The sequence below is a fragment of the Corynebacterium sp. NML 120412 genome, from assembly GCF_002285155.1.
GTDB classification, from domain to species: Bacteria; Actinomycetota; Actinomycetes; order Mycobacteriales; family Mycobacteriaceae; genus Corynebacterium; species Corynebacterium gottingense.
This window is the reverse complement of the sequence record NZ_NSGL01000001.1, coordinates 611453-625110: the sequence shown is the minus strand read 5'-3', so window position 1 is coordinate 625110 and position 13658 is coordinate 611453. Positions and strand designations below refer to the sequence as shown.

General features: G+C 66.6%; 14 protein-coding genes and 2 pseudogenes. 8 read left to right on the top strand and 8 right to left on the bottom strand.

Translation table 11 applies throughout. From position 1 onward, the window contains the following. The first annotated feature begins 43 nt into the window (after positions 1 to 43). Together CKJ84_RS02880 and CKJ84_RS02875 are read left to right on the top strand one after the other, a co-directional pair. The gene (locus CKJ84_RS02880) at positions 44 to 295 is read left to right on the top strand and encodes a type II toxin-antitoxin system Phd/YefM family antitoxin (protein WP_095545882.1); all 252 of its coding nucleotides are present in this window, start codon (positions 44 to 46) and stop codon (positions 293 to 295) included. A gap of 27 nt (positions 296 to 322) precedes the next feature. After that, positions 323 to 550: pseudogene (locus tag CKJ84_RS02875) on the top strand (Txe/YoeB family addiction module toxin); the annotation flags it as partial. Here the strand turns inward: CKJ84_RS02875 and CKJ84_RS02870 are convergent. The 6 genes and pseudogenes from CKJ84_RS02870 to CKJ84_RS02845 form a co-directional block, all read right to left on the bottom strand. Next, positions 522 to 1286: an NAD-dependent deacylase gene (locus CKJ84_RS02870; protein WP_095545881.1), complete on the bottom strand. Its 765-nt coding sequence runs from the start codon at positions 1284 to 1286 to the stop codon at positions 522 to 524. The pseudogene CKJ84_RS02875 and the gene CKJ84_RS02870 overlap by 29 nt on opposite strands. Before the next feature lie 4 nt (positions 1287 to 1290). Further along, positions 1291 to 1908, bottom strand: a complete 618-nt coding sequence (locus tag CKJ84_RS02865; protein WP_095545880.1) for a thermonuclease family protein — start codon at positions 1906 to 1908, stop codon at positions 1291 to 1293. Positions 1909 to 1919: 11 nt separating this feature from the next. After that, positions 1920 to 2648: a DUF1648 domain-containing protein gene (locus CKJ84_RS02860; protein WP_095545879.1), complete on the bottom strand. Its 729-nt coding sequence runs from the start codon at positions 2646 to 2648 to the stop codon at positions 1920 to 1922. Positions 2649 to 2954: 306 nt separating this feature from the next. Continuing rightward, a pseudogene (locus CKJ84_RS02855) lies at positions 2955 to 3937 on the bottom strand (IS481 family transposase). Further along, the gene (locus CKJ84_RS02850) at positions 3934 to 5178 is read right to left on the bottom strand and encodes an MFS transporter (RefSeq protein ID WP_095545878.1); all 1245 of its coding nucleotides are present in this window, start codon (positions 5176 to 5178) and stop codon (positions 3934 to 3936) included. The pseudogene CKJ84_RS02855 and the gene CKJ84_RS02850 overlap by 4 nt, the downstream one beginning before the upstream one ends. Further along, the gene (locus tag CKJ84_RS02845) at positions 5175 to 6827 is read right to left on the bottom strand and encodes an ATP-binding cassette domain-containing protein (protein WP_095545877.1); all 1653 of its coding nucleotides are present in this window, start codon (positions 6825 to 6827) and stop codon (positions 5175 to 5177) included. The genes CKJ84_RS02850 and CKJ84_RS02845 overlap by 4 nt, the downstream gene beginning before the upstream one ends. Positions 6828 to 7172: 345 nt before the next feature. Between CKJ84_RS02845 and CKJ84_RS02840 the strand changes: the two genes are divergently transcribed. Further along, positions 7173 to 7685 (top strand): hypothetical protein, encoded by a 513-nt coding sequence (locus CKJ84_RS02840; protein WP_095545876.1) that lies wholly within the window; start codon positions 7173 to 7175, stop codon positions 7683 to 7685. Between the two features lie 124 nt (positions 7686 to 7809). Continuing rightward, entirely contained in the window at positions 7810 to 8100 is a 291-nt protein-coding gene (locus CKJ84_RS02835; protein ID WP_158221663.1) for a hypothetical protein, read from the top strand. Here CKJ84_RS02835 and CKJ84_RS02830 read toward each other — a convergent pair. Beyond that, positions 8084 to 8785 carry a peroxide stress protein YaaA gene (locus CKJ84_RS02830; RefSeq protein ID WP_095545874.1) on the bottom strand — a complete coding sequence of 234 codons (702 nt, stop codon included), beginning with the start codon at positions 8783 to 8785 and terminating at the stop codon, positions 8084 to 8086. The genes CKJ84_RS02835 and CKJ84_RS02830 overlap by 17 nt on opposite strands. A gap of 31 nt (positions 8786 to 8816) precedes the next feature. On the opposite strand from CKJ84_RS02830, the gene CKJ84_RS02825 reads away from it, so the two are divergent. Further along, the gene (locus CKJ84_RS02825; RefSeq protein ID WP_095545873.1) at positions 8817 to 10607 is read left to right on the top strand and encodes a proline--tRNA ligase; all 1791 of its coding nucleotides are present in this window, start codon (positions 8817 to 8819) and stop codon (positions 10605 to 10607) included. A gap of 44 nt (positions 10608 to 10651) precedes the next feature. Here the strand turns inward: CKJ84_RS02825 and CKJ84_RS02820 are convergent, their stop codons facing one another. Then, positions 10652 to 11479, bottom strand: a complete 828-nt coding sequence (locus tag CKJ84_RS02820; protein ID WP_095545872.1) for a hypothetical protein — start codon at positions 11477 to 11479, stop codon at positions 10652 to 10654. A 31-nt stretch (positions 11480 to 11510) separates the two neighbouring features. Here CKJ84_RS02820 and rimP point away from each other — a divergent pair, with 31 nt between their 5' ends. The 3 genes from rimP to CKJ84_RS02805 all read left to right on the top strand — a co-directional run bounded on the left by rimP (position 11511) and on the right by CKJ84_RS02805 (position 13645). Beyond that, the gene (rimP, locus tag CKJ84_RS02815; RefSeq protein ID WP_095545871.1) at positions 11511 to 12053 is read left to right on the top strand and encodes a ribosome maturation factor RimP; all 543 of its coding nucleotides are present in this window, start codon (positions 11511 to 11513) and stop codon (positions 12051 to 12053) included. 39 nt (positions 12054 to 12092) lie between these two features. Next, complete coding sequence (gene nusA, locus CKJ84_RS02810) at positions 12093 to 13121, top strand: transcription termination factor NusA (protein ID WP_095545870.1); 1029 nt, start codon at positions 12093 to 12095, stop codon at positions 13119 to 13121. A gap of 209 nt (positions 13122 to 13330) precedes the next feature. Next, positions 13331 to 13645, top strand: a complete 315-nt coding sequence (locus tag CKJ84_RS02805) for a YlxR family protein (protein WP_095534785.1) — start codon at positions 13331 to 13333, stop codon at positions 13643 to 13645. The last annotated feature ends 13 nt before the right edge of the window (positions 13646 to 13658 follow it).

Genomic DNA, 13658 nt, shown 5'->3' with positions numbered 1-13658 from the left:
ATTCAAGGTACCGTAACGTGGTACAACAAGCTGGAGGTGGCAAATGTCTATCAGTGCTTCGGAAGCGCGCCGAACCCTGCTCCCTCTCATTGAGAAGGTGAACCAAGACCGGGACACGGTCGAGATCGTTTCCCGTAGCGGTAACGCGGTGCTGATGTCCGCGGAGGACTATTCCTCCTGGGTGGAGACCGCGTATCTTTTCCGCTCTCCAGCCAACGCGCGTCGGCTCTTGGAGTCCTACGAGCAGGCGCATCGTGGCCAAGCCGTCGCGCATGCCATCGACCTGGATGCATGAATGCAGCTCGCCTGAACGCCATACACTTGGGAGGAATACCTCTACTGGCAGCAGAAGGATCGGAAGATCCTGAAACGGGTGAATCAACTGCTCAAAGACATGATGCGTGATCCATTCGAGGGGATTGGTAAGCCGGAGCCGCTGAAATACGGTATTGCCGGAGCCTGGTCACGGCGCATCACCGAAGAGCACCGATTGGTTTACATCCTTGAAGGCGAAACGCTCATTATTCTGCAAGCTCGCTACCACTATTGATCCGCCCCTGCAGGATCCGCGGCAGCGCCTCCGCCGCGGTGGCAGGCACGACCACGTCGGCCAGGTGCGATAGGTCCGTCGGCTGCGGGGTGACCTCCACGATCGGGATCTCTCGCGCGTGCGCCATCAACGGCAGGCCCGCGGCGGGGTAGACCACGCCAGAGGTGCCGACGATAAGCAGCGCATCTGCGGTCTTCATGCGCCGCTCCGCCTCTGCCCACTCGTCCTGCGGCAGCGCCTCGCCGAACCAGACCACGCCCGGGCGCACGAGCCCGCCGCACACCGGGCACTCCGGCGGCGCGATCCGCTCAACCGGCTCCTCCGGCAGCGCGATCGGCTCCTCGTACGGGATGCCGCAGTCGGTGCAACGGAAGGCGAATAGTGAGCCGTGTAGGTGCACGACATCCTCGCTACCTGCTCGTTCGTGCAGGTTGTCGATGTTCTGCGTCGTCACCGTCATGCCCCGCGCCGCCGCAATTGCCCGGTGCCCGGCGTTCGGCTCGGCGCGCTGCGACAGCTGAGCCCGCCAGAGGTACCAGGCGTACATCGTCTCCGGGTCGTCGTGCCATGCGCTTATCGACGCCATCGCCACCGGATCCACACGCTCCCACACCCCAGTTACCGCATCCCGGTACGTGGCGATGCCACTGTCGGCGCTCATGCCGGCGCCGGTGAAGACTTCGACGTGGTTGGCTGCTGTGAGGATCTCGTGGGCGTCGATAAGCATTTGCTCCATGGCCCTAGTCTAGGCTGTCGATGAACTCCAGAGCCTGGCCTTTGTACGTGAAGTTGGGGGTGGCGTTGACAGCGTCGCGCATCACGTCGCGGTAAAACGCCTGGTGCCGCGGATCCTCTTCGTGGAGCTCGTACGCGCGACGGGCCGTATCGGTGGGGAGCAAGCACTCGGTCGGCACCGCGTGCATGCCGAGGTGGGCGCTGCGGGCGCGGGCCTGGGCGGACTCCATGCGCGTGGTGTAGGCGTGATTCGGCTCGTAGGTGACTGCGCGAGCCAAGCCCTCGGCGGCGAGCTGCTCGTTGACGAATATCTCGCCGGCGAAGACAGCGGCAAGCTCGCGGCCGTAGCGGTCCTGGCGCTCCTCGTCGTGCTCGAGGCGCACGCGGGTGCCCGGTGGGGCGAGCTCGGTAAGGCGGTCCGTGGCCTTCTGGTAGAGGCACTCACCCCGTTCAGGAGTGTCGATGTTGAGCAGGCGGACGCGCACGGTCTCCCCGTCGCGGTCGACGTCGAGGGTGTCGCCGTCGACGATCTTGGTCACCGTCGGCTGGTCCTGTCCGGGAAACTGGCAGGCAGTCAGGACAGCGACGGCGAGGACCGTGGCGATGAGGCGGAGCGGGCGCATAGCAGTCTCGCTTACATGACGGCGGCGAAGACGATGCAGGCCACTATGGATGCCGCGAGCGCGATGCCCATCCGCCACAGGTAGCGGCGACTCCGCTCGTGCGCGGTGTTGATCTGGAGCTTGCTTGGGTTGGTGGGGAATACCGCGACCGGTGCCGGATCCTGCGGTTCGCTATAGACGCCCATGCCGCCGGCGTAGCGGAAGTGCTCGTTGCGGGTCTGCTCGTCTTGGTCTGTCGGGAGTGCTTCGACCTGCTTGCTGGCACTGACAGTAAACGCGATGGCGAGCACCACGACGCCGATGGTGAACACGATCCAGACTGCGGGGAGCAGCCAGTTGAACGGCGTGAGGCCGGCTGACGAAAGCGCGCTCAGGCACGTGCACACCGCCATGCCGAAGATGGTTTGGGAGACGAAGGTGGCCGTCTTATCGGTGAGTAGTTCGACACGTGCCGCGTTGGCCTCCGAAAACGGGACCGGGGAAGTGCTCGGTACATCCGTGGTGCGACGAACCATGGCGTGCGGCGGTACGCAGCAGGCAATAGCAACGGACACAGCCGCGCCAATCCACACCAGGGCGGTTGCGCCAAGGAAGGATTTCGGCGTGTAACCGTCCGCGTTGCCGGAGCCATCGAAGTGCACCGGGATCGGATCCGGAACGGTGTCCCATCGCAGCAATACGTACGCCAGCGTGGCGAGGTAGAAAAACGCGGTGGCCGCGTAGTAGTGGCGAGGTTGCATGGGGCGAGCGTAGCAGAGGAATCGGTGGAGGCTGACAGACGGAGCTAGCTCCGTATGTGGGGTGCGGGTTTGGAAAACCCCTGGTGGTGGGTCGGTGTGTCGGGCAGATGGCGCTAGCTCCGTTTGTGGAGAGCCGCGGCCAAAACGCCTGGCGCGGGTTGGCGGTTCAGCTAAACGGAGCTAGCTCCGTTTGCACGATGCCGCCACCAAAACGCCTGGTCGTGAGTTGATGGTTTGGCTAAATGGAGCTAGCGCCATTTGTAGACCGCCGCGGCTAAAACCACAGGTCGCGGTTCGGTGTGTCGGCTAGATGTACTGCTCGGGGACGTTGAGCAATCGTGAGAACGGCGGCTGGTTGTCGCAGGCCGTGTGCGGGCGGTGCTGGTTGTACTGGTGCAGCCAATCCGGCAGGGCGTCGCGTCGTTCTTGCTCGCTGGTGTAGCAGCGGGCGTAGGCCCACCCGTCGGCCATGGTCCGGTGGAAGCGCTCTACCTCGCCGTTGGTCTGCGGCCGGTACGGGCGCGTCCGCTTCGGGGTGATCGAGAGGGCCTCGCGGGTGTCCCGCCATAGGTGCGAGCGATAGGCGCCACCGTTGTCGGACAGCACCCGCTCCACGGCGACGCCGCGATCGGCAAACCACGCCACAGCCCGATGCAGGACCCCGACCGCGGTGACGGCGGTCTCGTCGGCGTGGAACTCGGTGTACGTGACGCGGGAGTGGTCGTCAATGACGGTGTGCACGAACGCGTACCCGAGCCTGGGGTTGTGCCCCTTGCTCTTCGGCTTACCCGGTGTCGCCGTTCGGTTGTGGTCGCCCTGGCGGCGGCCGACGTAGCGCCAGCCGCCGCCGGGGATGTTCCCGAGCTTCTTCACGTTCACGTGGACCAGGGAGCCGGGGTGGGGGTGTTCGTACCGGCGGATCGGTTCGCCAGTCTCGCGGTCCACGTAGGAGAGCCGGTTCAGTCGGGCACCGGCCAAGATGCGGTGGACGGTCGAGGGCGCGATGCCGAGTCGGGCGGCGAGCTGCACGGGCCCTCACGCAGCCGTATCCGCAGGCTGACGCACCGCTTCGTCGTCGCCTTGTCCGTCTTGTTCGGTGAGGTCTTCGGTCGGGACGAGCGATCCTGCATCGACTCGCCGGCGCGATAGCGGTCGACCCACCTCTTCACGGTCGGCCAGGAGACCTGGAAGCGGGCGGCGACTTCGCTGATGGGCCAACCGTCGTCGACGACGAGCTGGGTCACCTTGAACCGATGGCGAGGTGTCAGGGTGGCGTTGGCGTGCATCACTCCTCACCTGCTGCGACGGGCGTCGTCCGCGGCGTTCGGAGTTGCCCCAGGACTGCAAGGAGGATCGTCGTGGCGAGCGGCACGAGTCCGGCGGCGATGAACAAGCTGGCAGCGGCGATGTGTCGGCTGAGGAGTCCGGTGAGTGCGATGGACAGTGGCATGAAGGCGATGGAGATGAAGAAGTCGAGGCTGGCGACTCGGCCGAGCATCTCCAGCGGTACGTGTTCCTGCAGGACCGTGCCCCAGATGACCATCCCGACTCCGATCGACGCACCGTAGACCGCGAGTCCGGCGCTGATGATCCACGGATTGTTGGTGAGCGCGGGGATGGCCAGTGGAAGGCAGCCGAGTGCCCATGCGCTGACCATTACGGGCAGGAAGTGTGAGGGGGTGGGCCATGAGCCGGCGACGAGGGAACCCACCAGACCGCCGACGCCCAGAGCTCCGAGGACGACTCCGTACACAGCCGGACCGTTGTCATGGGTCGAGCGTATGAGCGCGGGCAGGAGAACATCCAGCGGGCCGGTCACGGCCAGGCCCATGGCGGCCGCCAACAGCACGCTGGAGCGAACCCAGCGCGTGCGGGCGACGTAGCCGAACCCGTCGAGCAGATCCCGCAGCGCAGAGGTGGCCGGAGCTTCGGCGTCGGTCTCGGCTGAGCAAGGGGCAGGAAGCCGCAGGGCGGCGATCAGGGCGAGTCCGAGCGCGCCGGCGATGAGGTACCCGCCCGCGGCGGGCACGCTCGCGCCGATGACGGCACCGACGACGCCGGGGGCGAGGGTCTGTCCTACCAGCGGCCGGGTGGTCCCTTCGAGCCCGTTGACGGCCATCAGGTCGTCGCTTCCCACGAGGACGGGCACGAGCGCGGTGTAGGCCGGGAAGAAGAAGGCGGTCGAGACGCCGATGACGAACGCGGACACTGCCAGCATCCAGAAAGTGGCCGCGTCGAAGATGGCGGCGGTGGAGGTCGTCGTCGAGGCGGCGAGGTTGACAGTGAGGACGCCGACGATGATGGACTTCTTGGCGACGCGATCCGCAAGTACCCCGGCGGGCAAGGATCCTGCGAGCAGGCCGATGCCGCTCCACGCCACGACACTCGACAAAGTGGCCGCCGTGGCGCCCAGGTCGAGGGTCTGCATGGCTAAGTAGAGGGCCCAGGCGCCCTGGGCGAAGACGGTGAGCACCATCGCTGCAAACAGCGGTCGGTAGCCGGGGACGGACAAGGGGCGAAGGGGGTTCATGGCAGGTCCTTTGGGGCAAGGCTGAGGTGGGGCCAGTCAGTGAGGTCGTTGAGCATCTGCCGGTCGTGCGTGGCGACGATCGTGGCGCAGGAGGTACGCAGGAGCTCGGTGGTGATGTCGTCGACGAGGCTCGATGACAGATGGTTGGTGGGCTCGTCCAGGAGCAACAAGTCCGGGTCCACCGCCAGGCACATGGCCAGATGGAGACGGCGTTGTTGCCCTTGCGACAGGTGCCCCACGAGTGTGCGGGTTGCCGCGGGCTCAAGCAGCCCGAGTGAGCCGAGGGAGGGTGCCTGTGATCGGCGGCCCTGCGTGGCCAGGTACGTCTCGTAGACCACGTGTGCGGGGAGGGCGTCGTCCCAGTCAGGGACCTCTTGAGACAACAGGGCGACGCGCACCCTCGGGTTCACCCGCAGCTGACCTGTACTTGGGGCCAGTCGCCGACCGAGAAGCCCCAACAGTGTGGACTTCCCAGCACCGTTCGGCCCGGTGACCACCAACCGGTCTCCACCGCTGATGTCCACCGAGACCGGGGTGGTCAACTGGCCAGTCACGGTGAGCATGGAGCCGTTGACGATGTTCTGACCGGTCCGCGCTGTCGATATGGGCCATGCCAACCGCAGCGGTGGCTCTGGCACGTCGATCTGATGACGCTCCAGGTCCACGATGCGGCGGTTGAAAGCCTGGACCACCCCGGCAGCGCGCGTGGCCCGTTGGTGCTTGCCCGTTCCCTTGTCGGGTCGCCAACCGCCTTGCGACAGGCGGGAGCGTGCGTCGGCGGCGGCGCGGGTCAGTTCCTGATGCCGGGCGACCTGGGCGGCATGGTCTTGCTCCCAGGCGGCCCGTTCTCGTTGCCGCCCTTCGATCCAGCCCTCGTAACCGCCCGCGTAGGTGCGCGGAAGGCCATCGCGGGTCGGGTCGAGGTCCAGGAAGCTGGTCGCCACATCGCGCAGCAGGGCGCGGTCGTGGCTGACTAAGGCCAGGCCACCGGGGTGGTCCCGCAGGCGCTCAGTCAGGAAGGACAGCCCTGCAGCGTCCAGGTGGTTGGTGGGCTCATCCAGCAGCAACAGGTCAGGGGACGATCCGAGGGCGACCGCCAGCCGTACCCGGTACCGCTGGCCGACCGACAAGGTCGACAGGACCCGATCGCGGTCGCTACAGGCGTTCAGGCCCGCCAGGGCGATGTCAACACGGCGGTCTGCATCCCAGGCTTCCAGTCGCGTGGCCGCCTCGAGTGCGGCGGAATAGGCGTCGGCCGCGTCATCGCCCGCGGCCAGCGCCGCGGTAGCCACGTCGAGGGCCTGCAGTGCGGCTCTGGATTGGGTGGTCGCCTCGGCAATGAGGTCACCGACCGTGCGATCGCCCTCGGTGGCCATGTCCTGCTTGACCAGGACGAGGGAACCCACCCGGGTCACCACTCCCGAGTCTGGTTTCAAGATCCCCGCCAGTATATGGAGCAAGGTGGTCTTGCCCCGGCCGTTGTCGCCGACGATCGCCAGTCGCGACCCGGTGGAGACGGTGACGTCAGTCTCCCTCAGCAGCGGCCTGTCGCCGAGTGTCAGGTGGAGTGATTCAGCGCGGATGTGTGCAGCGGGCCCTTGGGATGTCCCGATCCAGGCACATGACTTTAAAGGTTCTGTGGTTGGCATTGCGTACTCTCAGCTCGTCATGGAGCCGGGCACCACGAAGCGGCCGCCCGGCAGATGGCCAGGACGGCAGACGAGAGGTCATAAGGGGTCCCGCCGCCGTCAGCGGACGGAACGCAGCTTCATCGAGGCGATTCCTGAGTACATGCGGCTGAGCATACAGAGCCCGGGCGATGCCACGCAAGTCAACTAACGTCCCCGGTCAGTACAGCCGGATGGCGCTAGCTCCGTTTGCAGGACGCCGCGACCAAAACGCCTGGTCGCGAGTCGGCGGCGCAGCCAGATGGAGCTAGCGCCATTTGCAGCGCACCGAAACACACAACCCCAAACCGATAGACGAAATAAGCGATGTCTGCTAAAAACAACAGTATGGATTCGGGGAGGAAGCAAGAGCTGGCGAACAAGCTCATGGACAGAAAGTGCGAACAAGATTGGCTCGCGTACCGCAGGTGCCCGGCTGCGTTTCGTAAGGTCTCAACGCGTTTTTTCATCAATGTGGCTGAATGGAAGCAGCTGCGCTATCACGAAAAACGATGGCTGGCGGCTTACGCGGTCGGTTGTACTGTGCCGAAAGCCGTGTTGTCCGGGCGATCGGCGGCGCGCATTCTCGGTATCTGGGTGATTGCGACGACGCCGGAACAAGTAGAGCTGGTATCGCAGCGAGGGAAGGCACCTTCTCGGAAGCAGTGGCCGTCGGGCGTGGTGTACCGGGATAGGTCGCCAGGAAATGCTGCACCTCGCAGCTTCGATCGTCTCCGCACGACGGACCTGATGACAACCGTGTTCGAGATCGCCCTGCGCCACGGCTTCGCAGAAGGGCTCGTTGCGATGGACTGGCTGCTCCGCGAGGGGAGGCCGTAGCCGGGCTGGGCCCTTTCCGCGGCATCGGGACGCTGCACCGCGTTATCGTGCACGCGGTTGATAAATCGCTGTCGCCGTACGAGTCCTATGCCCGCGCGCTCCTGGTGCAGGCGGGCTTCGGCAGTTGGCAGGTCAACGCGCGCATCGCGGTTCCCCAAAAATCTACTTCGTGGACTTGCTGCGTGGCCGCCTCGTCGTCGAGACCGTTGGGGCGCAGAAATACGACGGGACCACCTTCGCCCCGACCGACACGGCGATCCGCGAGGAACGGGAGCGCGAGAAGCACCTACAGAACGCCGGCTACCTGGTGGTGCGCGTCTCCCCCGAGCAGCTGCGTGAGAACGCCTCAGCGTTCCTCGCCACCGTCACCCGCATGCTCGAGCTCGCGGAAATGTATGTCACACAACCAGCGTGACCTGGGCGCCGTGGACCTCCGCGCTCATGCCGGCGGTGTGGGCGACGTGGGCGACGTCGTCGGGGGAGGTGACGGTGGTGTCGTGAAGCGCGAGAGCCCGGGCGAGCTCACCCTTGTACTGCTTGTTGAAGTGGCTGACCACCTTGCGCGACCCGTCGGGCTGCACGGATTCGACGCGCACGGTCGCGGCGCCGGGGACGGGGCCGAGCTTCTGGTACGTGCCGGAGCGGAGGTCGACAACGAAGGGGAAGTCTGCAAGGACGTCGGTAATCGCGGTGCCCCAGCGCGACTTCAGCGTGGCACCGCCAAGGCGCGCACCGCCGGAGAGCCGGTAGCGCGGGATCAAATCCCCGGCACGCACGACTCCGAAGAGCGCCGAGCCGACCGCCAAGCGCTCCAGGCAGGCGGTGGGGAGGGTGGGGGCGGACAGGGCGTCGAAAAGCACGCCCGTGTAGCGGAAGATGGCAGGCATCACAGGTGCCTGGGCCAACCCCAGGTTTTCCTCCGCCTCCGCGCGCTTCGACGCGGGGATTTTCAGCTCGGCCATCATCTCCTCGACCGGGAGCGCCACAAGGTCGCGCATCAGGTCAGAGCGGATTGGGTCGAGCGCGGGAAAGGACGCGCTCATCGGCGCATCCTGGCCGCCGGGCGCCTTGGTCTCTGAAGGCGGGAGGACGATAAGCATGGCTCACAACCTTAGCGCTAGGATTGTGCGCATGATTACACGCCTCTCTCAGCTGTTCCTGCGCACCCTGCGCGAAGACCCCGCCGACGCCGAAGTCCCCAGCCACAAGCTGCTCGTTCGCGCCGGCTACATCCGCCGTGCCGCGCCGGGCGTGTATTCGTGGCTGCCGCTGGGTCTGCGCACGATGCGCAAGATCGAGGGCGTTGTGCGCGAGGAGATGGACGCGATGGGCGGCCAGGAGCTGCTTTTCCCCGCGCTGCTGCCGAAGGAGCCGTACGAGGCGACCAACCGCTGGGATGAGTACGGCGACGACCTGTTCCGCCTGAAGGACCGCAAGGGCGCGGACATGCTGCTCGGACCCACGCACGAGGAGATGTTCACCCAAACGGTCAAGGACCTGTACTCCAGCTACAAGGACTTCCCGGTCACGCTGTACCAGATCCAGACCAAGTACCGCGATGAGGCGCGTCCGCGCGCTGGCATCCTGCGCGGCCGCGAGTTCGTGATGAAGGACAGCTACTCCTTCGACATGTCGGACGAGGGCCTGGACGCGTCGTACGCGAAGCACCGCGCGACCTACCAGCGCATCTTCGGGCGCGTGGGGATCCGCTACGAAATTTGTAAGGCCACCTCTGGCGCTATGGGCGGTTCCGCGTCCGAGGAGTTCCTCGCGTACAGCGAGAACGGCGAGGACACGTTCGTCGTTTCCTCCGAGGGCGACTACGCCGCAAACGTGGAGGCCGTCATCACGGTCCCGCCGGCCGCGACCCCGATCGAGGGCCAGCCGGAGGCGAAGGAGTACGACACCCCGGCCGCCGAGACCATCGACGCGCTCGTCGACTGGGCCAACAAGGAGCAGGTGCTTATCGACGGCGCGCCCACCCAAGCTTCTGACACCCTCAAGTGCATGATGATCAAGGTGGATGACCCACGCGCGGTGGACGAGGACGGCAACAAGGTCGGCCCGCAGCTCACCGGCGTCCTCCTGCCCGGTGACCGCGAACTGGACGAGAAGCGCCTGGAGGCAGCCCTCGAGCCGGCTACCTTCGAGCTGGCCAGCGACGAAGACTTCAAGAACTCCGATTTCCTGGTCAAGGGCTACGTCGGCCCGCGCGCGCTGCAGGCCAACGGGGTGCGCGTGCTCGCGGACCCGCGCGTGGTCGAGGGGTCCAGCTGGATCACCGGCGCGGACGCCTCGCAGAAGCACGTGGTGGGCCTGGTCGCCGGCCGCGACTTCACCGTCGACGCCTTCGTCGAGGCCGCCGAGGTCCGCGAGGGCGACCCGGCGCCGGAGGGCAACGGCACCGTGCGGCTGGCGCGCGGCATCGAGCTGGGCCACATCTTCCAGCTGGGCCGCAAGTACACCGAGGCCATGGACGTCCAGATCCTGGACGAGAACGGCAAGCGCGCCGTGCCGACCATGGGCTCCTACGGCATCGGCGTGTCCCGCATGATGGCGGTCGTGGCCGAACAGCGCCACGACGACAAGGGCTTGGTCTGGCCGGTCGCGATCGCGCCGTACCAGGTACACGTGGCAGTGGCCAACAAGGATAAGGCCGCGCTCGAGGCCGGCGATCAGATCGCCGCGGAGCTCTCGGACGCGGGCCTCGAGGTGCTTTTCGACGATCGCCCCAAGGTCTCCCCGGGCGTGAAGTTCAAGGACGCCGAGCTCCTCGGCATGCCGTTCATCGTGATCCTTGGCCGCGCGTTCGCCGACGGCAACGTGGAGCTGCGTATCCGCGGCGGCGAAACCCGCGAGGTGCCGGCCGGCGAGATCGTGGCGAAGGTCCGCGAGCTGGTCGCGGAGCAGCTGGCGCAGTAGCGCCCTCCGGGCGTGGCTGCCCCGCGGGCGCCGCGCGCCTGCGGCTACGCCCCCTGCGCCTCCGCGGCGAGCTGAATAGCCAGGCGGCGGAACTGGGGGCTCTCGGCGTTGGCGGCGGTGGCGCGCCACTGATCCACAAGCGCCTGCTGCTGGGTCTGCGTGTAGGCGCCGGCGGAGGCGACGTCGGCAGGCGCCGGGACGCCCTCGAATGCGTAGCCCGGGGCGGCCTCCGGGACGTCGCCGCTGGGCTCGAGCGCGGTGACGAGGGCGCGCACACGCTCGTCGGAGGCGTCGCGCAGCGCCTCGAGGTGCTGGTCAAGCGCGTCGTCCGCGTACGCAGTGGCCATGGAAAAGCCGTACTGCGCCGCGTACTCCCGGCGCAGCATCTCGCGGGCGGCGTCCAGGTCGGCTTCGTTGGTGATCTCGGAGTCTGCGCTGTCTGCGTCTGCAGCGGGCTCCGTTCCAGCTGCCACGCGCAGATCGATCGCCTGGGCGGTCACCAGCGCGACGGATTCCTCCGGCACGTCCGCGGCAGCTTCCGTAAGCGCGTCCGCCGCGTGGTCGGCCGCGGACACCTCGTCGGGGTTGCCCGCCGATTCGCCGGGCGTGCGTTCCACCTTGCAGGTGCTCGGCAACTCGCCGGACTCGGTGGTGCCGCAGAGGCGCTCAACCTCGTCGAACAGCTGCTGCGCCTGCATGGCGCGGGTGTGGGCGAGCGGGGCGTCGCCAAGCGCCTGCTCATCGGCGACTGCCTGCTGGGCGAGCGCGACGAGGTCGGCGTTGGGGCGCGGCCCGACCACATCGAGTGCGTCGCAGGATGCGAGCGAAAGCGCGACGGGGGCGGACATAGCGAGGGCGACGAGTTTCTTCACCCGCAAAACCGTACACGATAGGGTGGGGGCCATGGCTTTTCCTACACCCGAGCAGCTCGAGGACATTGTCGCCCCCATCGCGCGCAACCACGACCTGGACGTTGAGCAGATCCGCGCCGTGCGCGCCGGCAAGAAATCACAGGTGGTCGTCGCCCTCGACGGCGACGAGCACCCCACGTTGGACGAGCTGGAGGTCGTTTCCAACGAGCTCAGCGAGCTTTTCGACGCCCACGAGTCCGCCGGAGACCTCAACTTCGGCGCCGGCTACACCCTGGAAGTGACCACGCCCGGGGTGGACATGCCGCTGACCGCGCCGCGGCACTGGCGCCGGAACCGTGGCCGCGCCGTCGCCCTGCTGGACGCCGACGGAAAGAAGGAGACGTGGCGCATCGGTGCGCTCAACGATGCTGAGGATCGTGTCGTGCTCATCGAGCGCGGCGCCAAGCAGCCGCGCGTGGAAACCCGCGTGGTTTCCGAAATGCCGAAGGCAGTGGTAGAAATTGAGTTCAAAGCGCCACCGGCTGCCGAGCAGGAGCTGGTCGACGCTGCGTACGAAGAAGCAGGAGACGAGTAAGCTCCGGGGCTCACCCGGCTTACCTGGAAGGAACAACAAGTGAATATTGACTTGAACGCGCTCAAAGTGATTGAGGACAAGCAGGGCATCGCTGTCGACGACCTGCTCACCACCATCGCGAGCGCGCTTTTGTTTGCGTACCTGGATTACCGTGACGGGAAGCCGGACGAAAACACCAAGTCTCGCGTGGACATCGACCCAGACACCGGCGATGTGCACGTCATGGTCAGCGAGTTGGATGAGGACGGCGAGGTCGTCTCTGAGTACGACAGCACGCCGGTCAACTTCTCCCGTATCGGCGCCCCCGCGGTGCGCGACGCCATCAAGCGTCGCCTGCGCGAAGCGCAGGCGGGGCGTGTCTACACCGCTTACTCAGAGTTCGAGGGCCACGTCGTCTCCGGCGTGGTGCAGCGCGACGCCAACGCGGAGGCACGCGGCCTGACCATCGTCCAGCTGGGCACCGAGGCGGATCCGCAGGACGGCATTCTCCTGCCCGCTGAGCAGATTCCGGGAGAGCGCCTCACCCACGGCGACCGCGTCAAGGCGTATGTGGTGGGCGTGAACAAGGGTGAGCGCAATGTGCAGGTCAACCTGTCGCGCACGCACCCGGAGCTGGTGCGCGGCCTGTTCGCGCTCGAGGTGCCCGAGGTTGAGGACGGTTCCGTGGAGATCATCGCGATCGCTCGCGAGGCCGGCCACCGCTCCAAGGTCGCGGTGCGCGCCACCGTCAAGGGCGTCAACGCAAAGGGTGCCTGCATCGGCCCGCGCGGCGCGCGTGTGTCCAACATCATGAAGGAGCTGGGCGGGGAGAAGATCGACATCATCGACTACTCCGAGAACCCGGCCACCTACGTGGGCAACTCGCTGGCGCCGTCCAAGGTGGTCAAGGTGGACATCCTGGACCGCGACGCGCAGATGGCCCGGGTGACCGTGCCGGACTACCAGCTGTCGCTGGCCATCGGCAAGGAAGGGCAGAACGCCCGTCTGGCAGCGCGACTCACGGGGTGGAAGATTGACATCCACTCCGACGCCGACGCGGACACCGATACGGACGCAGCCGCGGAGTAGCGGGGGCGTAGCTGGGGAGCGCGTGAGCGTCGACAAGCAATGCCCCGGGGCCGGCAGGAACCCTGCTGACCGCCGTAAGTATTGTTTAGCGCCGCAATGGCGTAGGCTAGGACGCGGCTTATTTCCCGTGCGTCGAGACGTGTCGCGTTCCCGGTCGCAGTAGTTGGGTGTGGGCAGGACTGTACGTCGAGCAACAGGAAGGGTTGTGGATGAGCGTTACGCGCAAGCGTCCCATCCGTACTCGTACCTGCATTGCTACCCGCGACGTGCTGCCCGACACCGAGCTACTGCGACTCGTTCAGGACCCCGATGCGCCCGGCCGGATCCTCGCCGACCCGCGCCGGTCATTGCCCGGCAGGGGAGCGTGGATCACGCCGACGCGGGAAGCAGTCGAGCTGGCGGAGCAACGCCGTGCCTTCGGTAGGGCGTTCCGTCTGTCCGCTCCGGCGGACCTAGGTCATGTACACACGTACCTCGCCAATCTGGCGAACGACCCAACGCAAGTAAGGAAGACCGAACACTGATGAGTACACAACC